This window comes from Bradyrhizobium sp. JR4.3, assembly GCF_040547695.1.
GTDB classification, from domain to species: Bacteria; Pseudomonadota; Alphaproteobacteria; order Rhizobiales; family Xanthobacteraceae; genus Bradyrhizobium; species Bradyrhizobium canariense.
Genome location: NZ_JBEPQF010000008.1, coordinates 15,419 through 32,928, shown reverse-complemented (window position 1 = coordinate 32,928; position 17,510 = coordinate 15,419). Strand labels below are relative to the sequence as shown.

Sequence of the window (17,510 nt, the reverse complement as noted above, 5' to 3'; positions counted from 1 at the left end):
TCATGCTGGACACCGCCACGATCGAACGCCTTGCCGCGCGGCTCGACGAAGCCGAGCGCACCAAGACGCTGATCACGATGTTCACCAAAGACTATCCCGATTTCAGCATCGAGGATGCCTATGCCGTTCAGCGCGCCTGGACCAAACTCCAGCTCGGACGCGGCCGGGTCATCAAGGGCCACAAGATCGGCCTGACCTCGAAGGCGATGCAGAACGCGGTCGGCATTTCCGAGCCGGATTACGGCGTGCTGTTCGCCGACATGTTCTATGCCGATGCCACGCCGATTCCGTTCGACCGTTTTCACGCGCCGCGCATCGAGGTCGAGCTCGCCTTCGTGCTGAAGGCGCCGCTGCGCGGGCCGGATTGCACCATCTTCGACGTGCTCAACGCCACCGACTATGTCACGCCCGCGCTGGAGATCCTGGAGACGCGCATGCACCGCGTCGATCCCGACACCGGCAAGGCGCGAAAGGTGATGGACACGATCTCGGACAACGCGGCGAATGCCGCGCTGGTGCTCGGCGGCCGGCCGTTCCGCCCCCTGGATGCGGACCTGCGCTGGATCGGCGCGCTGTTGTTCCGCAACGGCGAGGTCGAGGAGACCGGGCTTGCGGCCGGCGTGCTCAATCATCCCGCCAACGGCATCGCCTGGCTCGCCAACCGCCTCGCGCCGCATGACGAGCATCTCGCCGCCGGCGAGGTGGTGCTGGCGGGGTCGTTCACGCGTCCGGTCGATATCCGCCGCGGCGACACGTTTCATGCCGACTACGGCGCGTTCGGCTCGGTGTCGTGCCAGTTCGTCTGAACCCACACCTAAGAGGGAGCGCACCATGACGGGTCACACGCGGCGCAAGAGCATCCATATCGGCGGCTTCAAGCACGCCAACCCGATTCCGAACGCCTGCCGCATCGGCAATCTCGTGATGTCGGGCGTCATCCTCGGCCGCGATGCGGCCGGCGCGATGCCCGAGAGTCTCGACGCGCAATGCGCCAACATGTTCGCGCATATGAAGGCGACGGTACAGGCCGCCGGCGGCACCACGGACGACATCATCAAGATGACGGTGTGGCTGAAGGACCGTACGCAGCGCGCGCCCGTGAATGTCGAGTGGTTGAAGATGTTTCCGGACGAGCATTCGCGCCCGGCGCGCCACGCGCTGCCGATGGACAACATGGATGGCGGCGCGCTGGTGCAGTGCGACTTCACCGCCATGATCGACTGAGGGAGTTTTGCGCATGCCGACCTATCTGCCGTTCGACCCGAACCCGCGCCGCCCGGTCAAGGCGCCGCCGCCCAAAACCGTGGACAGCCAGTTTCACGTGCTCGGCCCCATCGACAAATATCCGGAACGACCCGGTGCGGCCTATCGGATGCCTTCCGCGACCTGGGAAGCGGCGCTACGCGTGCACAAGACGCTCGGCATCGAGCGCGGCATCATCGTGCAGACCACCACCTATGGCGCCGATCATGCCGTCGTGCTCGACGGTCTCGCCGCGATGGGCCCGAACTATCGCGGCTGCGCCAACGCGCTGGTGTTCGCGGAGGCGAACGACGCCTATCTCGCCAAGCTGCACGATGCCGGTGTCCGCGGCGCGCGCTTCAGCTTCCGCCAGGAGCTCGGCGCGGTGCTGTCGGATGCCGATTTCGCCCGCGCCATTGCGCGCATCCGCGAGCTCGGCTGGTACGTCAAGATCCAGCCCGAGAAGGACGGCATTGTCTCCAGCGTCGCCAAATACGAGAATCTCGATGTGCCCGTGCTGATCGACCACATGGCGCGGCCAGATCCTGAAGCCGGCAGCAACGATCCGAACCTGCGCAAGATGCTCGAGCTGCTCGCCAAGGGCAATTTCTGGGTGATGCTGTCGCTCGGCGAGAAGACCTCGAAGCTTGGGCCACCCTACGACGACGTGATCCCGATCGCGCGCGCCTATATCGAGGCAGCCGTCGACCGCTGCGTCTGGGCCAGCGACTGGCCGCATCCGGTCTCGGTGAAGCAGCCGCCCAACGACGCCGATCTGCTGGAGCTGATGTACCGCTACGCGCCCGACCAGTCGACGCTGGAGAAGATTTTGGTGCACAATCCGGCCAAGCTGTTCGGCTTTCCGGATTAGGGCGAGATGAGCTGAAGCCGAGTCGAGTTTAACCGCGAATACCGCTCTCTCCGTTCCCTCCCCCCTTGTGGGGGAGGGGCAGGGAGGGGGGTGCCACGCGGGGGTTCTTTCCTTCGCGCACCGGCCCTGAGCGCATCATCTACAACCAGCACCTTTTCCTGGGCTACCTCCCTCCCTAGCCCTCCCCCACAAGGGGGGAGGGAACGCACCTTTGTCGGGCGACAAACTCTGCGCTCACCCCGCCAGCCGATCCCTTACCCCAGCCGCGATCTCGAACGAGTGCAGTCGCGCAGCGTGATCGTAGATCTGGCCCGTGGTCATCAGTTCGTCCGCGCCGGTCTCGGCGATCAGAGCCTTCAGCTTCGCTTCGACCATGTCAGGCGAGCCGACCGCCGAGCAGGACAGCGACTGCCCGACCATGGCCTTTTCCGCCGGCGACCACAGCGCGTCCATGTCGTCGACCGGTGGCGGCAGCGGGCCGGGCGTGCCGCGGCGAAGATTGATGAATTGCTGCTGCAGCGAGGAGAACATGCGTTGCGCGTCCGCCTCGCTATCGGCGGCGAACACGTTGACGCCGACCATTGCATAGGGCTTGTCCAGCTGCGCCGACGGCTCGAATCGCGCGCGATACTCGCGCAGCGCCGGCATCATCATCTGAGGCGCGAAATGCGACGCGAACGCGAACGGCAGGCCGAGCATGCCTGCGAGCTGCGCGCCGAAGGTGCTCGATCCCAGGATCCACAGCGGCACCTTCGTCCCCATGCCCGGCACGGCGCGGATCGTCTGGTTCGGCTGCACATCGCCGAGCAGCGCCTGCAGCTCCAGCACGTCCTGCGGAAAATTCTCGGAGCTGGTGGCGAGATCGCGGCGCAGCGCGCGTGCGGTGAACTGGTCGGTGCCCGGCGCCCTGCCGAGCCCAAGATCGATCCGCCCGGGAAAGAGCGAGGCCAGCGTGCCGAACTGCTCGGCGATGACCAGCGGTGAATGGTTCGGCAGCATGATCCCGCCGGAGCCGACGCGGATGGTTTTGGTGCCGCCCGCGACATGCCCGATCACCACCGACGTCGCCGCGCTCGCGATGCCCGTCATGTTGTGATGCTCGGCCAGCCAGAACCGTTTGTAGCCCCAACCTTCGGCGTGCCGGGCGAGATCGAGCGAATTGCGGAACGCTTGTGACGCGTCGCCACCCTGGCGGATGGGCGCGAGGTCGAGCACGGAGAAGGGGATCATTTCGGTACCGAAGTGGAGGAGGATGACGCGCGGCGGCTGAGAATACATGTAGTGTCGGCGCGTAGGATGGGTAGAGCGCAGCGAAACCCATCATGCGTCTTCATCGAACAAGGCTCGATGGGTTTCGCTGCGCTCTACCCATCCTACGAAGCTGTTCGAGCGGCCTAAACCCCATTCACAACACCGTCATCGCGCCCCGTTCCACCCCTCGCCCCAACTGGGCGTCTCGCGTCTGTTGTTGTACCATTGCCGGAGCCACTGCTCTGTTGCAGGAGGAACCGACATGACCACGGTCCTACTCAATCGCCGCAACCTCCTTGCCGCTGGCGGCTCGATCGTCGCCACCGGGATTTTGGCAACCGGCGTTCCCGGCCTGCTGTTGCCTGCCCGTGCGGACGGGCTCGCGCCGACCGAGACGATGTCGGGCGGCGCGAACAATTACCGCAAGGGCGCAGCGATCGTGGAGCGGATCGGCAAAGGCGGCTTCTGGATGAGCGGTACCGTGCGCCGCGCCGGCGACGGCGCGCCGCTCGCAAGCCAGCGCATCCAGATCTGGGCGCACACCACCGAAGGTCAGGAGCACGAGCCGCAGAGTCATGGCGCCACGCTCACCGACAAGGACGGAAAATTCCGACTCGAGATGCCGCAGATCGTTCCGATCTTCGGCCAGCCGCATGGCCATCTCGCCTATGACAGCGGCGAGTTCAAAACCGTCTTCCTGCGGCCGGTGATGCGGAGCCCAAAGGAAACCAGCCTGGAAGCGCATTTCGTGCTGCAGCCGGCCTGACCGCATTGCGAATGAAAGGGTGGCGATCGGCCCGGGCGCCCCTGATCTGGGTCACCCTTGCCTTGGCCATCGGCGTGCCGGTCGCCGCCGCCGCAACAAGCGAGCAACTCGCATGGCGCGGCCCGCTCTACATCCTCGCCGGCTTCGCGGGCATCGTCGCGCTCGGTCTCGTGCTCGCTCAGCCCCTGCTAATCGGCGGATATTTGCCGGGCCTGTCGGCCTATCGCGGCCGGCGCGCCCATCGCTGGATCGGCGGCGCGCTCGCTCTGGCGGTGGTGATCCACGTCGCCGGCCTCTGGATCACCAGTCCGCCCGATATGATCGACGCCCTGACCTATACCTCACCGACGCCGTTCTCCCCCTTCGGCGTGACCGCGATGTGGGCCATCTTCACCGTCGCGCTTCTGGCGCTACTCCGCCGGCGATTGGGACTGCGGCTGCGCACCTGGCGCATCGTCCACATTCCCCTCGCGATCGTCATCGTCGCAGGCAGTGTGGCGCATTGCCTGCTGATCGAGGGGACGATGGAGACGATCTCGAAGGCGGTGCTGTGCGCGCTCGTGCTCGCAGCGACCGTCAAGCTCATGGCTGACCTCTGGCGAAAGCGGACGCTGCGCGGCGAGAGTGCGTAGGGGTGGTAAGCGTAGGGTGGGCAAAAGGCGCGTAGCGCCGTGCCCACCATCTATCTACCTATCACAGTGGTTGGTGGGCACGCTTCGCTTTGCCCGCCCTACGAGACACGAAACTTCCGCTGACCTCTTTATTCCAACACGTCGGCGTCGTCAGCGCCCGCATCTGCCCTGCTTGCCGCGGATGGCGGTGAAGATTATCCTCGCGCGATGGCCGTCAGTGTCCCCGACCTGAAAGCATTCCTGCTCGCCACACCGTTCTTCGGCGGTATCCCGGATCAAAGTCTCGACCTCCTGATGTCGATGCTGGTCGAGTGCCGATTTGATACCGGAGCAACCGTCGTGACGGAGGGCGAGCCCGGACGCTCGCTGTTCATCGTCAAATCCGGCCGGCTGGCGGTGAGCAAACGGGCGAATGCGGGGCGCGTGATCCCGATCTCCGTTCTGGAGCCCGGCGATTTCTTCGGCGAGATGACGCTGATCGAAATGCAGAATCGTTCCGCCACGGTGATCGCGGAGAGTCCGACGGTGCTGTACGAGCTGACGGCCCAAAAGCTCTACGCCTGCTACAAGGCCGATATCCATGCCTATGTGATCGTCCTGCAAAACATCAATCGCGAGCTATGCCGCCGGCTGCGTCGCAGCGACGATCGCTTTGCGGGGCATCAGATGGGTGACGACAAGTGATCAAGTGATAATGCGTGAGATGGGTAGACCACTTGCGAAACCCATCATGTTTCGTCACCGCCGCAAGACCGCGATGGTTGGCGGCGGCCGTCCGAATGACGACGACACGAACGACCCAGCTGCTCGTCAAGATCGAATCGGCTGCCCGATTCCCAGCAAGTTACCTTCGCTGTCGCGGAACCACGCGCCCCGCTCACCGATACCCTTGCTGGGGTAATTCCCGGTAATCGCGGCAATTCCATCAACGGTCTTCAAGCCGGGTAGGTCATATTCCTCGAACTCGACTCCCCGCACGCGAAGCTCGCGCACCGTTGCCTCGATATCCTCAACTTCCCAGCCCATCTGTGTGTGCGTGCCGAATTGCAGTCCGGCCGAGATGAATATCGCAAACTCGCCGGTCGCACAGACGTAGCGGAGTCCACCCTCGCGCTGTTCGACCGGCTCGAGCCCGAGCTTTTCGGAATAGAACGCTCGCGCCCGATCCAGGTCTTTGGCTGGAAGCCGGGTTGCCACCTTCGCGTTCCCAAGCATGCCTCTCTCCTTTTTTAAGTCTTAAGCTCGCGTAGGATGGGTAGAGCACTTGCGAAACCCATCATGCATGCTTGGCCACCGAACAAGGCTTTAGCTGCGCCAGGACTGTCGCGGGATTGCCTCTTGGATTCGCCGATTATGTCAAAAGCAGCACGCGTGGCCAAGGGCGACCCGTCGGGCAACACACCCGCCTTCCCGCAAAACCCCGTCAATCCCCCACCACAAAAATATTCCACTTTACCGAAATTCGGAATCGCAGTATCAATTCCCCATCCCGATCCAGGGAGAGGGGCGATCGTCCGTCGTAACGAACGTGGATCGGGGTGCGGTGGACGCGGCAGCGTCGGGCATGAAGACGGGACCAGGGCGAGATGAACCTCGTGAGGTCTTGTCTAGCGTGCGGACGAACGGCGCCTGTGTCCGGCGAAGCCTTCGGGCGAAGCCGGATCGCTGCGTACGGCAAAATCGTGTGGTCCTGGCCGTCGTTGCTACGGTCAAGCCTTGCGGAGATGGATCGGGGCTCTACCGGGTCTTTGTCCATCGTCAATTCGCAAGGCGACGGTGACAAAAAGGAACTCGTCGCCGGGGAGAGCGCGGCATAAGCCGTCAATCCACTGCGCAGGGAAGGCCGAGTGTTCGGCGTCACCTGTATGCTGCTGTGCGGTCTCTTTGCGCTACATCTTTGCGCAGCGGACCGCGGGTGCCAGCCGGCACCCGGTCTTCCCTGCGCCCTCTTCACTGAGGAGGGCTACGAAAAAAGCAAAACTCGGGCATTTGGTGCCGCGAGAAGGCTGCTTCATGTGCGATTTGAGCGAGGGAATGGTGCTGCCAGACAGGATTGAACTGTCGACCTCTCCATTACCAATGGAGTGCTCTACCACTGAGCTACGGCAGCATGTGCTGGGGTAAGAATCGGCCGCCACGAGGGGCCTACCAAGCGGGCCGATATCTGCCACAAGCCCCCCTCCTGTGCAAGCTTGCTAGCTCCGCCAAAGCGATAAAATCGGGTCGATATCGGGGCCAAAATGCCTATTTTGGCTCGAAACGGCCGACTTTCCGCGGATTCGGTTCCGATATCCCCACCCAACTGGCCAGTTGCCCGATGCGCCGGATTCGATCCATTTCGATTTTCGCACGATCGGATCGCGCGGCCCTCTTGAGCTGCCTTATTCCTCGGGCATGTTATCGCCGATCGCTGTAATGGACCTCGATGGCAGACCAGAACGACAAGAGTACGAAGCAGGACTCCAGACAGGCGAGGGCGTCCCGCGACGACCGGCTCAAATCGGCGCTGCGCGAAAACCTGAAGCGGCGAAGGATGCAGGCGCGCGAACGGGCCGCAAGTGGCGGCCCCTCGCAGAACGAAGATGATTCCCTAAATGAGGGGACCGCCGGCAAGATAGCCGACAAGACCGGCGACTAGAATTTTTTGGAGTGCATGGCCGTGGCAATGGGGCAGGACGAGCAGCAACGACCCGACGGTGACGCGCAGATGTCGCGGTTCACCCGCCCTGAGCAGACCTTTCCGGCGCTGACGTCAGCCGAGATCGAGCGGATGAGGCATTTCGGCGAGGTCCGCAACTACGCCGACGGGGAATTCCTGTTTGAGACCGGCAAGCCCGGGCCGGGCATGTTCGTCGTGCTGAAGGGCCACGTCGCCATCACCCAGCGCGACGGCCTTGGCCATGTCACCCCGTTGATCGACCAGGGGCCGGGGCAATTTTTGGCCGAGTTGAGCCAGCTCTCGGGACGGCCGGCGCTGGTCGACGGCCGCGCCGAAGGCGATGTCGAGACGCTGCTGTTGCCGCCGGAGCGGCTGCGCGCGCTGCTGGTCGCCGAGGCTGAACTCGGCGAGCGCATCATGCGCGCGCTGATTCTGCGCCGGGTCAATCTGCTCCAGGGCGGCGTTGGCGGCGTGGTGCTGATCGGTCCGTCGCATTCGGCAGGCGTGGTGCGGTTGCAAGGCTTCCTCACCCGCAACGGTCAGCCGCATCATCTGCTCGATCCCGCGCGCGATCGCGACGCCGCCGATGTCATCGCGCGTTATTCGCCCAAGCCGGACGACTGGCCGCTGGTCGTCACCCCCGATGGTGCGGTGCTGCGCAATCCCGGCGAAACCGAGCTTGCGCGCGCGATCGGCATGATCGGCGGCCCGCGCAACGACCGCATCTACGACGTCGCGATCGTCGGCTCCGGGCCGGCCGGGCTCGCTACCGCCGTGTATGCCGCGTCCGAAGGCCTCTCGGTCGCCGTGCTCGACACCCGCGCCTTCGGCGGCCAAGCCGGCGCCAGCGCACGCATTGAAAACTATCTCGGCTTTCCGACCGGCATTTCCGGCCAGGCCCTGACCGCGCGCGCCTTCAATCAGGCGCAAAAGTTCGGCGCGGAGATCATGATCCCGGTGACGGTGAAGTCGCTCGACTGCACGCGCAAGGACGGCGCGTTTTCGGTGGCGCTTGACGGCTGCGGCCCGCTGCATTCGCGCGCGGTGGTGGTCGCAAGCGGTGCGCGCTATCGCCGGCCCGAGATCGAGAACCTCGACAAGTTCGAGGGCCGCGGCGTCTGGTATTGGGCATCGCCGGTCGAGGCGAAGCTGTGCGCCGGCGAAGAGGTCGCGCTGGTCGGTGCCGGCAACTCCGCGGGGCAGGCCGCTGTTTTCCTCTCGGGGCACGCCAAGAAAGTGCTGATGATCATCCGCGGTGGTGGCCTTGGCGCCAGCATGTCGCGCTATCTTATCGAGCGCATCGAAGCCACGCCGAACATCGAACTGATGTTCAACACCGAGATCACGGCGCTCCAAGGCGACGAGGCCTCGCTACTGCGGCGCATCCGCTGGAAGAGCCGGCTGTCTGATGACGCGGATTTCGCGGATATCCGCAATCTCTTCCTGTTCGTCGGCGCCGATCCCGCCACCAATTGGCTCGACGGCTGCGGCGTGACGCTCGATCGCGGCGGCTTCGTCGTCACGGGCGCGCAGTCCGAGCAGAACCAGGGCCGACTGGTGGCGCCGCTGGAGACCTCGGTGCCCGGCGTCTACGCCGTCGGCGACGTCCGCTCCGGCTCGGTCAAGCGCGTCGGCGGCGCCATCGGCGAAGGCGCGCAGGTCGTGGCCTCCCTGCACGGCTTCCTCGGCGACGCCGCAAAACCGGCGCTTTAGTCAAGCAGAAGACGAGCGGACGGCAAGCCGAATCTGGCTTGCCATCTTGCCGGGTGATGCGTGACTATCTCCCCTCATCCTGAGGAGCGGCCGCAGGCCGCGTCTCGAAGGATGAAGGCCCAGCTGCCAAAGCCGGGCCTTCATGGTTCGAGACGCGTGCTTCGCACGCTCCTCACCATGAGGATCTAACAGAACAAATTTATATGGGAGGACTAAATGGCCGAACTCGTCGTGCTCTACAAGACGCCCAAGGATGCCGCCGCTTTCGACAAGCATTATGCCGAGACCCACATTCCGCTCGCCAAGAAACTTCCCGGCTTGAAGAAATACGCCGTCAGCACGGGCACGGTCGGCTCCCCCGCCGGACCTTCCGGAATTCACCTCGTCGCCATTCTCACCTTCGACAACGTCGCCGCCATCCAGTCGGCCTTCGGCAGCGAAGCAGGCAAGGCGGCGGCCGGCGACGTGCCGAAATTCGCCACTGGCGGCGCCGACCTGTTGATCTTCGATACCAAGGAAGTGTGAGCCGCGACTCTCGTGTAGCCCGGATGGAGCGCAGCGTAATCCGGGGCCATGCATTTGCACGCGAAAATCCCGGATTACGCTATCGCTCCATCCGGGCTACGCACTACAAACTGTCGTCGTTCGTGACAGCGTTGCAAAAAATTCAGCCATGCGTTTTTCGATTCGCACGATGACGCATGGCTGCGCACGCATGTGTGACACCAGCGCGTGTGGCAATCCGATGAGGACCGTAATATCAATCCCGAACTCGATGCAGAGAGTAGGAGAGATGTCATGGTTCTTGGGTTGAGCTTGCCCGCCTTCACGCTGGTTCATGTCATCATCAGCCTGATCGGCATTGCCGCCGGCCTCGTCGTGTGTTCGGCCTGCTCGGCTCGAAGCCGATGCCGGGCCTCACCGCGATTTTCTTAGCGTTTACGATCCTCACCAGCGCCACCGGCTTCCTGTTTCCGTTCAAGGAGCTGCTGCCGTCGCATATCATCGGCATCATCTCGCTGGTGCTGCTCGCGATCGCCTGCATCGCGCTGTACGGCATGAAGCTCGCTGGCGTCTGGCGTCCGGTCTACATCGTGACCGCGATGATCTCGCTGTATTTCAATGTCTTCGTGCTGGTGATCCAGTCGTTCCTGAAGGTGCCGGCGCTCGCCGCGCTCGCACCCGCCGTGGCGCCGGCGCCGCCCGGAGGCCCCGTGTTCGCGGTGGTGCAGGGCCTCGTGCTGGTGTTTTTCGTGGTGCTCACCATCGGCGCCTGGCGCCGCTTCAAACCGATGGCGTTCGCCTGATCATTCAAGGAGCCTGACAATGCCTAGCATCACCACCAAGGACGGCGTGGAGATCTTCTACAAGGACTGGGGCTCGGGCCAGCCGATCGTGTTCAGCCACGGCTGGCCGCTGTCGGCCGACGACTGGGACGCGCAGATGATGTTCTTCGTGACGCACGGCTATCGCGTCATCGCGCACGACCGTCGCGGCCATGGCCGTTCGTCGCAGGTCGCCGACGGCCACGACATGGATCATTATGCCGATGATCTCGCGGCCGTGACGGCCCATCTCGATCTCAAGAACGCGATCCATGTCGGCCACTCCACCGGCGGCGGCGAAGTGGTGCATTACATCGCGCGCCACGGCGAGAGCCGGGTGGCGAAGGCCGCGATCCTCTCCGCGGTGCCGCCGCTGATGCTGCAGACCGCCGCCAATCCCGGCGGCCTGCCGAAGAGCGTGTTCGACGATTTCCAGGTGCAGCTCGCTGCCGGCCGCGCCAGCTTCTACCGCGACATCGCGGCTGGCCCCTTCTATGGCTACAATCGTCCCGGCGCGAAGCCGTCGGAAGCGGTGATCCAGAACTGGTGGCGCCAGGGCATGATGGGCGGCGCGAAGGCCCATTACGACGGCATCGTCGCGTTCTCGCAAACCGACTTCACCGAGGATTTGAAGAAGATCACTGTGCCGGTGCTGGTGATGCACGGCGACGACGACCAGATCGTGCCCTACGCCGATTCCGCGCCGCTGTCAGCCAAGCTGCTCAAGAACGGTACGCTGAAGACCTACAAGGGTTTTCCGCACGGCATGCCGACGACGCACGCCGAGACCATCAACGCGGACCTGTTGGCGTTCTTTAGGGAGTGAGCGGCCTCACGCCAATATCGCCCTGATCGCGTCGAAGGTGCGCTTGACGAAAGCTTCCGGCTTCTCCGGCGCTCCTCCGGCGATCCAGCTCTCGCCGCCGACGCGCATCGCGCCGGTGGCGATCATGGCGACGAGCCGCGCCTTCAGCTGGTCCGATTTGGTTCTGGCGCGCTGGGCGAGCCCTTCGGCCAGCGCCCGCTCGAGCTTCTCGTATTTGAGTTGGTCGCGCGCCCGAAGCGCGGGATTATCGCGCTTGAGCCGCGACATGGCCGCAGCCTCCGCCGGATCGATCCGCTTGAGCGCCGCCGCGATCGCGTTCTCCGCCGCCGTCAGCATGGTTTCGCCCGCCGGCCGCGCCACGACCTCCGCGACCAGCGCGGCGGCGGCGCCTTCCTGCCAAGCCGCGACCACGTCCTCTTTCGAGGCGAAATAATGGAAGAAGCTGCGTCGCGACACGTCCGCCGCGGCCGCAATATCGTCGATGGTCGTGGCCTCGAAACCGCGCTCCAGGAATAGCGCCATCGCGGCGCGGGTCAACCGCTCGCGGGTCGCTTGCAATTTGCGCTGGCGCAGGCCGGTGCCATCGGCGGATTTTGCTCCTGCCGGCAATGGCTTGGTGCGCCTGTTGACTGATTTCCCGGCGACTTTCGAAAGCTTCAAATCACTTCACCACTTGCAAAGTTGCACCCAGTGCACATTTAGACCCGTCGCGGGGGCCTTTCCCAGCCCCGACGGAGCTATGGCATGACCGACTGGACCACGGCAGACATCCCCTCCCTCAGCGGCAAGACTGCCGTCGTGACCGGAGCGACGGGCGGCCTCGGCTACGAGACGGCGATGGCGCTGGCGGGCGCCGGTGCCATTGTCATACTCACCGGACGCAACGAGGCAAAGGGCCTGCGCGCGATCGAGGGCATTTGCGAGCGCTTTCCCAATGCGCTGATCGCCTACGAGCATCTCGACCTCGCCAGCCTCGCTTCCGTCGCCGATTTTACCAGGCGCTTCGCCGCCAGCAACGAGCAGCTCGACCTGCTCGTCAACAATGCCGGCGTGATGGCGCTGCCAAAGCGGCAGCAGACGGCGGATCGTTTCGAGATGCAGCTCGGCACCAACTATCTCGGTCATTACGCGCTGACGGCGCGGCTGTTGCCGCAGCTTCGCCGGGCGAAGGCGGCTCGGGTCGTCAACCTTTCGAGCCTTGCGCACCGCTCCGGGGCGATCAATTTCGACGATCTGCAGGCTAAGCATTCCTATCGTCCGTGGCGGGCTTATTGCCAGTCCAAGCTGGCGATGCTGATGTTTTCGCTGGAATTGCAGCGCCGCAGCCTCGCCGCAGGCTGGGGTCTGACGAGCCTTGCCGCACATCCCGGCTACGCGCGGACCGATCTGATTTCGAACGGTCCGGGTGCGAACACGTTCCAGTGGCGTGTGAGCCGGTGGCTGCAGCCCTTCATCAGCCAGTCTGCCGCGGAAGGCGCGCTGCCGACTTTGTTGGCGGCGACCTCGCCGGCAGCAGAGCCGGGCGGCTACTATGGTCCCAACTGGTTCTTCGAATTGAAAGGGCCGCCGCGGCCGGCGAAGGTCATGCCGCATGCAAAGGATTTCGCCTCGTCAGCCATGCTGTGGGATGTTTCGGCGACGTTGACCGGTATATCCTTCGACGAGATCGCGGCCGCCGCATGAGCCGCGAGCCTGTCGGGGAGGTCCCGATGCAGATCATCATTTTCGGCGCGACGGGCATGGTCGGGCAGGGCGTCTTGCGCGAATGCCTGATCGATGCCGGCATCGATCGCGTGCTCGTGGTCGGCCGCAGCCCGACCGGCGTGCGCAACGCCAAGCTCACGGAGATCACGCACGGCGATTTCACGGACTACTCGGCGATCGAAGCGCAGCTCACCGGCTTCGATGCCTGCTTCTTCTGCCTCGGCGTCTCCTCGATCGGCATGAGCGAGGAGCGCTACCGCCATCTCACCTATGACCTCACGCTCGCAGCGGCGACCGCGCTGGCACGGCTCAATCCGCAGATGACATTCGTCTATGTCACGGGCGCCGGCACCGATTCCACCGAGCAGGGTTCGCGGATGTGGGCGCGGATCAAGGGCAAGACCGAGAACGATCTGCTCAAGCTGCCGTTCAAGGCGGCCTACATGTTCCGCCCCGGTGCAATCCAACCGCTCCACGGTGCCCGCTCCAAGACCGCGTGGGTGCAGGCCGTGTATGCAGCAAGTTGGCCACTGTGGTCGGTACTGCGCCGGGTCTCGCCGCGGCTCGTCACCTCGACGGAGCAGATCGGCCGCGCGATGATCCGGGTCGCGCGGGAGGGGTATCCGCGAAAGGTGCTGGAGATGGAGGATATCAATAGCCTCTAGTCCAGTGGGGCGTTAGTTCTAGGGAAATTTCGCCGCCCGCGCGCGTTGAGCCCCGTCCGCCCGAAGCAGAAAGCGCCGTCGATGTCTCCCCAGCTCAAACTGATCGCACTCGACGCCGACGACCTCTCCGTGATCTCGGCCCACGTCCAGGACGCCCGCGTGCAGCCCTCGGACATCATCTGGCGGCAAAGCGAAAAGCGGCTGGTCGTCGGCATGAGCCGGTTGGACTGGGAGCAGACGCTGGACGGCGAGGCCGAGCCGCGCAGGCTGGTCGCCGCCCTCCGTTTCGACCGCGTGCTCGCCTGCAAGTCGCGCAACATCGACCTCGACGCGCCCGACACTGTCCTGGATCTCGTCGGCATCGAATTCCGCGGCCAGGACGCCCCCGGCGGGAGCGCGCTGCTCCTGTTTGCCCAAGGCGGCGCCATCCGCCTCGACGTCGAATGCCTGGAATGCGAACTGACTGATCTGGGGGCGGATCAGCTGGGAGCGGGGTTGGAGGCTGAAGGGGAGGGGTGAAGTGGCATGCCAAGGCCACGCATTCCGCTTTCGCCAGGACGACGCCGGAGGGGAACGGCCCGGCCCAAGGGTTGACGCAGCTTCCCCGCCGCGCCATTGAGCAGGGGCCTGGTGAGCCAAACCGCGCCCCCAAAAACCAGTTAGAAGCCAAGATGCCCGTTCGTCTCGACCGCAGCAGCGCCGATTTTGACCAGCGATTCGGGGCCTTCCTCGCCGCCAAGCGCGAGGCCTCGGCCGACGTCGAGGCGGCCGCGCGAGCCATCGTCGACGACGTGGCGAAGCGGGGCGATGCCGCCCTGCTCGAGGCCACGGCAAAGTTCGACCGGTTGACGCTCAATGCATCCGGCCTGCGCGTCACCGCCGCCGAGATCGAGGCCGCGGTGAAAGCCTGCGACGCAGCGACCCTGGATGCGCTCAAGCTCGCGCGCGATCGCATCGAGACCTATCACAGCCGGCAACTGCCGAAGGACGAGCGTTTCACCGATTCGCTCGGCGTCGAGCTCGGCTGGCGCTACACCGCGATCGAATCCGCCGGCCTCTACGTGCCCGGCGGCACTGCAGCCTATCCGTCTTCGGTGCTGATGAATGCGGTGCCGGCAAAGGTCGCGGGCGTAGCGCGCCTCGTCATGGTGGTGCCCTCGCCCGACGGCAAGCTCAACCCGCTGGTCCTGGCGGCAGCAAAGCTTGGCGGCGTCACCGAGATCTATCGCGTCGGCGGTGCGCAGGCGGTTGCCGCGCTCGCGCATGGCACCGCGACGATCGCGCCCGTCGCCAAGATCGTCGGACCCGGCAACGCGTATGTCGCCGCGGCAAAGCGGCTGGTGTTCGGCAAGGTCGGGATCGACATGATCGCCGGTCCCTCGGAGGTGCTTGTCATCGCCGATGACACCGGCAATGCCGACTGGATTGCCGCCGACCTGCTGGCACAGGCCGAGCACGATTCCAGCGCGCAGTCGATCCTGATTACCGATTCCGCGCGCCTTGCCGCCGACGTCGAAAAGGCCGTCGAGGCGCAGTTGAAGACGCTGCCGCGCGCTGCGATCGCCAGCGCCTCGTGGGCCGATTTCGGCGCCATCATCATGGTGCAGAGCCTCAATGACGCCATTCCGCTCGCGGATGCGATTGCCGCCGAGCATCTCGAGATCATGACGCATGATCCCGACGCGCTCGCCGCAAGGATCCGCAACGCAGGCGCCGTGTTCCTCGGGCCGCACACGCCGGAGGCGATTGGCGATTACGTCGGCGGCTCCAACCACGTGCTGCCGACGGCGCGCTCGGCACGATTCTCGTCGGGGCTCTCGGTGCACGATTTCCTCAAGCGCACCTCGATCCTGAAATGCGGCCCGGATCAGTTGCGTGCGCTGGGTCCGGCCGCGATGATTCTCGGCAAGGCGGAGGGGCTAGATGCCCATTCGCGCTCGATTGGATTGCGCCTCAACCTGTCATGACCCAGCCGCCCGAACAGGACGACTCGACCAATCGCATCGTCGGCGTCACGCTCGACGAGGACTCGATCGGCCGTTCCGGCCCCGACATCGAGCATGAGCGCGCGATCGCGATCTACGATTTGATCGAACAGAACCTGTTCGCGCCGGAGGGCGCCGACGGGAAGGGGCCGTTCACGCTGCATATCGGCATCACCGGCAGCCGCCTGATGTTCGACATCCGCCGCGAGGACGGCACGCCCGTGGTCGCACATCTGTTGTCGCTGACGCCGTTCCGGCGGATCGTGAAGGACTATTTCATGATCTGCGACAGCTACTACCAGGCGATCCGCACGGCGACGCCGGACAAGATCGAGGCCATCGACATGGGCCGCCGCGGCATCCATGACGAAGGATCGCGTACGCTGCAGGAGCGGCTGAAGGGCAAGGTGCGGGTCGATTTCGAGACCTCGCGCCGGCTGTTCACGCTCATTACTGTCCTGCACTGGAAGGGTTAAACGCGATGGCGGGTCCGCCACGCGCACGCGATCCGCAATCGGTGCTGTTCGCTTGCGCCATGAACAGCGTGCGCTCGCCGATGGCGGAGAGCCTGCTGCGGCACATGTTTCCGCAAGGCCTCTACGTGAAGTCGGCCGGCGCCAGGCGCGGCGAGCTCGATCCGTTCGCGGTGTCCGTGATGGCCGAGCTCGGCCAGGACATCTCCACCCACAAGCCGCAGACCTTCGAGGAGCTGGAGGATTGGGAGGGGCTGAATTTCGACCTGATCATCACGCTGTCGCCGGAGGCGCATCACAAGGCGCTGGAGCTGACCCGGACGCTTGCCGCCGACGTCGAGTATTGGCCGACGCTTGATCCCACCACCATGGAAGGCAGCCGCGACCAGAAGTTGGCGGCTTACCGTGACGTCTGCGACCAGCTCCTGCTGCGCATCCGCCGGCGGTTTTCGAAGGTGGGCGCGGCGAACGGGTAGCATTCGGCGCCCGTAACACCCGCGTCACAGACTGCGGGCACACGCATCCTGTACCCGTCGAATCAGTAAAGTCCGGGTTCCCGGGTTGTGAAATCAGCCCCCGTCCGATAGGTTCCGCGCGCAATTCACCCCCTGCTTCATTCCCCAAATCACCTGATGCTCGGCCGCCCCAAATTCGTTCTCGCCTCCGGTTCGCCGCGGCGCCTGTCGCTGCTCAACCAGGCCGGCATCGAGCCGGACGCGCTCCGGCCCGCCGACGTCGACGAGACGCCGAAGCGGGGCGAGCTGCCGCGCGCCTGCGCCAACCGGCTCGCGCGGGCCAAGGCGGATGCGGCGCTCAAATCAGTGCAGCTCGACGACGAGCTGCGCGGCGCCTTCATCCTCTCCGCCGACACGGTGGTGGCGGTCGGCCGCCGCATCCTGCCCAAGGCCAATCTCGTCGACGAGGCCGCGCAGTGCCTGCGGCTGCTGTCGGGCCGCAACCATCGCGTCTACACCGCAATCACCCTGGTGACGCCGCGTGAGGCCTTCCGCCAGCGCCTGGTCGAGACCCGCGTCCGCTTCAAGCGCCTCTCGGAGGACGACATCCAGGCCTATATCGGCTCCGGCGAATGGCGCGGCAAAGCCGGCGGCTACGCCGTGCAGGGCATCGCGGGGTCGTTCGTGGTCAAGATGGTGGGGTCCTACACCAACGTGGTCGGCCTGCCGCTCTACGAGACCACCACGCTGCTCGGCGGCGAAGGTTTCCCGATCCGCTTCGGCTGGCTCAATGCCACCGCCGTCTGAGCCGACAAGCCGCTCCTGTAAAAATCGCGAAAACAACCCCATGCACAGTAGAATTGCCCCGCGGGAATCTGGCCGGAACGCCTGCACTTCCGCCGGAGGAACTCCTTTGGCGACAGGCTCTTGAACTCTCTCACCT

General features: G+C 64.9%; 21 protein-coding genes, 1 tRNA gene and 1 pseudogene. 18 read left to right on the top strand and 5 right to left on the bottom strand.

Annotated features, from left to right (window positions below):
* Positions 1-2: 2 nt before the first annotated feature.
* The 3 genes from hpaH to ABIB91_RS15055 are packed head-to-tail and all read left to right on the top strand — an operon-like array spanning position 3 to position 2,113.
* A complete protein-coding gene (gene hpaH, locus ABIB91_RS15065; protein ID WP_354162685.1) occupies positions 3-806 on the top strand; it encodes a 2-oxo-hept-4-ene-1,7-dioate hydratase in 804 nt (267 codons plus the stop codon).
* 25 nt (positions 807-831) lie between these two features.
* Positions 832-1,224, top strand: a complete 393-nt coding sequence (locus ABIB91_RS15060; RefSeq protein ID WP_354162688.1) for a RidA family protein — start codon at positions 832-834, stop codon at positions 1,222-1,224.
* Positions 1,225-1,237: 13 nt separating this feature from the next.
* Positions 1,238-2,113, top strand: a complete 876-nt coding sequence (locus tag ABIB91_RS15055; RefSeq protein ID WP_354162691.1) for an amidohydrolase family protein — start codon at positions 1,238-1,240, stop codon at positions 2,111-2,113.
* Between the two features lie 234 nt (positions 2,114-2,347).
* Here the strand turns inward: ABIB91_RS15055 and ABIB91_RS15050 are convergent, their stop codons facing one another.
* Positions 2,348-3,343 (bottom strand): LLM class flavin-dependent oxidoreductase, encoded by a 996-nt coding sequence (locus ABIB91_RS15050; RefSeq protein ID WP_354162793.1) that lies wholly within the window; start codon positions 3,341-3,343, stop codon positions 2,348-2,350.
* A 283-nt stretch (positions 3,344-3,626) separates the two neighbouring features.
* On the opposite strand from ABIB91_RS15050, the gene ABIB91_RS15045 reads away from it, so the two are divergent.
* The 3 genes from ABIB91_RS15045 to ABIB91_RS15035 all read left to right on the top strand — a co-directional run bounded on the left by ABIB91_RS15045 (position 3,627) and on the right by ABIB91_RS15035 (position 5,446).
* Entirely contained in the window at positions 3,627-4,130 is a 504-nt protein-coding gene (locus ABIB91_RS15045; RefSeq protein ID WP_354162694.1) for a peptidase associated/transthyretin-like domain-containing protein, read from the top strand.
* Positions 4,131-4,141: 11 nt separating this feature from the next.
* On the top strand, positions 4,142-4,762 hold the full coding sequence (locus ABIB91_RS15040; protein WP_354162697.1) for a ferric reductase-like transmembrane domain-containing protein: 621 nt from the start codon (positions 4,142-4,144) through the stop codon (positions 4,760-4,762).
* Between the two features lie 207 nt (positions 4,763-4,969).
* The gene (locus tag ABIB91_RS15035; protein WP_354162700.1) at positions 4,970-5,446 is read left to right on the top strand and encodes a Crp/Fnr family transcriptional regulator; all 477 of its coding nucleotides are present in this window, start codon (positions 4,970-4,972) and stop codon (positions 5,444-5,446) included.
* A 126-nt stretch (positions 5,447-5,572) separates the two neighbouring features.
* Here ABIB91_RS15035 and ABIB91_RS15030 read toward each other — a convergent pair whose 3' ends face one another.
* Together ABIB91_RS15030 and ABIB91_RS15025 are read right to left on the bottom strand one after the other, a co-directional pair.
* Positions 5,573-5,977 carry a VOC family protein gene (locus tag ABIB91_RS15030; RefSeq protein ID WP_354162703.1) on the bottom strand — a complete coding sequence of 135 codons (405 nt, stop codon included), beginning with the start codon at positions 5,975-5,977 and terminating at the stop codon, positions 5,573-5,575.
* An 820-nt stretch (positions 5,978-6,797) separates the two neighbouring features.
* A tRNA-Thr gene (locus ABIB91_RS15025) sits at positions 6,798-6,872 on the bottom strand.
* Between the two features lie 315 nt (positions 6,873-7,187).
* Here ABIB91_RS15025 and ABIB91_RS15020 point away from each other — a divergent pair.
* From ABIB91_RS15020 to ABIB91_RS15010, 3 genes are all read left to right on the top strand, one after another.
* Complete coding sequence (locus tag ABIB91_RS15020) at positions 7,188-7,400, top strand: hypothetical protein (RefSeq protein WP_219682459.1); 213 nt, start codon at positions 7,188-7,190, stop codon at positions 7,398-7,400.
* A 27-nt stretch (positions 7,401-7,427) separates the two neighbouring features.
* Positions 7,428-9,134 carry an FAD-dependent oxidoreductase gene (locus ABIB91_RS15015; RefSeq protein ID WP_354162796.1) on the top strand — a complete coding sequence of 569 codons (1,707 nt, stop codon included), beginning with the start codon at positions 7,428-7,430 and terminating at the stop codon, positions 9,132-9,134.
* A 216-nt stretch (positions 9,135-9,350) separates the two neighbouring features.
* A complete protein-coding gene (locus tag ABIB91_RS15010) occupies positions 9,351-9,659 on the top strand; it encodes an EthD family reductase (RefSeq protein WP_007597575.1) in 309 nt (102 codons plus the stop codon).
* A gap of 96 nt (positions 9,660-9,755) precedes the next feature.
* Here the strand turns inward: ABIB91_RS15010 and ABIB91_RS15005 are convergent, their stop codons facing one another.
* The gene (locus tag ABIB91_RS15005) at positions 9,756-9,974 is read right to left on the bottom strand and encodes a hypothetical protein (RefSeq protein WP_354162799.1); all 219 of its coding nucleotides are present in this window, start codon (positions 9,972-9,974) and stop codon (positions 9,756-9,758) included.
* On the opposite strand from ABIB91_RS15005, the pseudogene ABIB91_RS15000 reads away from it, so the two are divergent.
* Positions 9,933-10,441, top strand: a pseudogene (locus ABIB91_RS15000) (hypothetical protein). The gene ABIB91_RS15005 and the pseudogene ABIB91_RS15000 sit on opposite strands and share 42 nt — an antisense overlap.
* A 19-nt stretch (positions 10,442-10,460) precedes the next feature.
* Positions 10,461-11,285: an alpha/beta fold hydrolase gene (locus tag ABIB91_RS14995; RefSeq protein WP_354162708.1), complete on the top strand. Its 825-nt coding sequence runs from the start codon at positions 10,461-10,463 to the stop codon at positions 11,283-11,285.
* Between the two features lie 6 nt (positions 11,286-11,291).
* Here the strand turns inward: ABIB91_RS14995 and ABIB91_RS14990 are convergent, their stop codons facing one another.
* Entirely contained in the window at positions 11,292-11,945 is a 654-nt protein-coding gene (locus ABIB91_RS14990; RefSeq protein ID WP_035993724.1) for a TetR/AcrR family transcriptional regulator, read from the bottom strand.
* 84 nt (positions 11,946-12,029) lie between these two features.
* Here ABIB91_RS14990 and ABIB91_RS14985 point away from each other — a divergent pair, with 84 nt between their 5' ends.
* The 7 genes from ABIB91_RS14985 to ABIB91_RS14955 all read left to right on the top strand — a co-directional run bounded on the left by ABIB91_RS14985 (position 12,030) and on the right by ABIB91_RS14955 (position 17,374).
* Positions 12,030-12,968, top strand: coding sequence for an SDR family oxidoreductase (locus ABIB91_RS14985; protein WP_354162712.1), 939 nt, complete (start codon positions 12,030-12,032; stop codon positions 12,966-12,968).
* A gap of 26 nt (positions 12,969-12,994) precedes the next feature.
* Positions 12,995-13,654 (top strand): NAD(P)H-binding protein, encoded by a 660-nt coding sequence (locus tag ABIB91_RS14980; protein WP_354162715.1) that lies wholly within the window; start codon positions 12,995-12,997, stop codon positions 13,652-13,654.
* 81 nt (positions 13,655-13,735) lie between these two features.
* A complete protein-coding gene (locus tag ABIB91_RS14975; RefSeq protein ID WP_354162718.1) occupies positions 13,736-14,173 on the top strand; it encodes a DUF2948 family protein in 438 nt (145 codons plus the stop codon).
* Between the two features lie 152 nt (positions 14,174-14,325).
* Positions 14,326-15,621: a histidinol dehydrogenase gene (hisD, locus tag ABIB91_RS14970; protein ID WP_035993721.1), complete on the top strand. Its 1,296-nt coding sequence runs from the start codon at positions 14,326-14,328 to the stop codon at positions 15,619-15,621.
* On the top strand, positions 15,618-16,115 hold the full coding sequence (locus ABIB91_RS14965; RefSeq protein WP_018453111.1) for a UPF0262 family protein: 498 nt from the start codon (positions 15,618-15,620) through the stop codon (positions 16,113-16,115). The genes hisD and ABIB91_RS14965 overlap by 4 nt, the downstream gene beginning before the upstream one ends.
* A 5-nt stretch (positions 16,116-16,120) precedes the next feature.
* Positions 16,121-16,588 (top strand): arsenate-mycothiol transferase ArsC, encoded by a 468-nt coding sequence (locus tag ABIB91_RS14960; protein ID WP_219682453.1) that lies wholly within the window; start codon positions 16,121-16,123, stop codon positions 16,586-16,588.
* A gap of 156 nt (positions 16,589-16,744) precedes the next feature.
* Entirely contained in the window at positions 16,745-17,374 is a 630-nt protein-coding gene (locus ABIB91_RS14955; protein WP_007597557.1) for a Maf-like protein, read from the top strand.
* The last annotated feature ends 136 nt before the right edge of the window (positions 17,375-17,510 follow it).

Bases quoted from the DNA above. Each gene is read 5' to 3' on its own strand.
- ABIB91_RS14980 (WP_354162715.1), top strand. From the start codon at position 12,995: ATGCAGATCATCATTTTCGGCGCGACGGGCATGGTCGGGCAGGGCGTC.
- ABIB91_RS15020 (WP_219682459.1), top strand. From the start codon at position 7,188: ATGGCAGACCAGAACGACAAGAGTACGAAGCAGGACTCCAGACAGGCG.
- ABIB91_RS15005 (WP_354162799.1), bottom strand. From the start codon at position 9,974: ATGAACCAGCGTGAAGGCGGGCAAGCTCAACCCAAGAACCATGACATC.
- ABIB91_RS15015 (WP_354162796.1), top strand. From the start codon at position 7,428: ATGGGGCAGGACGAGCAGCAACGACCCGACGGTGACGCGCAGATGTCG.
- ABIB91_RS15060 (WP_354162688.1), top strand. From the start codon at position 832: ATGACGGGTCACACGCGGCGCAAGAGCATCCATATCGGCGGCTTCAAG.
- ABIB91_RS14960 (WP_219682453.1), top strand. From the start codon at position 16,121: ATGGCGGGTCCGCCACGCGCACGCGATCCGCAATCGGTGCTGTTCGCT.
- ABIB91_RS14965 (WP_018453111.1), top strand. From the start codon at position 15,618: ATGACCCAGCCGCCCGAACAGGACGACTCGACCAATCGCATCGTCGGC.
- ABIB91_RS15040 (WP_354162697.1), top strand. From the start codon at position 4,142: ATGAAAGGGTGGCGATCGGCCCGGGCGCCCCTGATCTGGGTCACCCTT.
- ABIB91_RS14955 (WP_007597557.1), top strand. From the start codon at position 16,745: ATGCTCGGCCGCCCCAAATTCGTTCTCGCCTCCGGTTCGCCGCGGCGC.
- ABIB91_RS14995 (WP_354162708.1), top strand. From the start codon at position 10,461: ATGCCTAGCATCACCACCAAGGACGGCGTGGAGATCTTCTACAAGGAC.
- ABIB91_RS15050 (WP_354162793.1), bottom strand. From the start codon at position 3,343: ATGATCCCCTTCTCCGTGCTCGACCTCGCGCCCATCCGCCAGGGTGGC.
- ABIB91_RS14975 (WP_354162718.1), top strand. From the start codon at position 13,736: ATGTCTCCCCAGCTCAAACTGATCGCACTCGACGCCGACGACCTCTCC.
- ABIB91_RS15035 (WP_354162700.1), top strand. From the start codon at position 4,970: ATGGCCGTCAGTGTCCCCGACCTGAAAGCATTCCTGCTCGCCACACCG.
- hisD (WP_035993721.1), top strand. From the start codon at position 14,326: ATGCCCGTTCGTCTCGACCGCAGCAGCGCCGATTTTGACCAGCGATTC.
- hpaH (WP_354162685.1), top strand. From the start codon at position 3: ATGCTGGACACCGCCACGATCGAACGCCTTGCCGCGCGGCTCGACGAA.
- ABIB91_RS15045 (WP_354162694.1), top strand. From the start codon at position 3,627: ATGACCACGGTCCTACTCAATCGCCGCAACCTCCTTGCCGCTGGCGGC.
- ABIB91_RS15055 (WP_354162691.1), top strand. From the start codon at position 1,238: ATGCCGACCTATCTGCCGTTCGACCCGAACCCGCGCCGCCCGGTCAAG.
- ABIB91_RS14985 (WP_354162712.1), top strand. From the start codon at position 12,030: ATGACCGACTGGACCACGGCAGACATCCCCTCCCTCAGCGGCAAGACT.
- ABIB91_RS15030 (WP_354162703.1), bottom strand. From the start codon at position 5,977: ATGCTTGGGAACGCGAAGGTGGCAACCCGGCTTCCAGCCAAAGACCTG.
- ABIB91_RS15010 (WP_007597575.1), top strand. From the start codon at position 9,351: ATGGCCGAACTCGTCGTGCTCTACAAGACGCCCAAGGATGCCGCCGCT.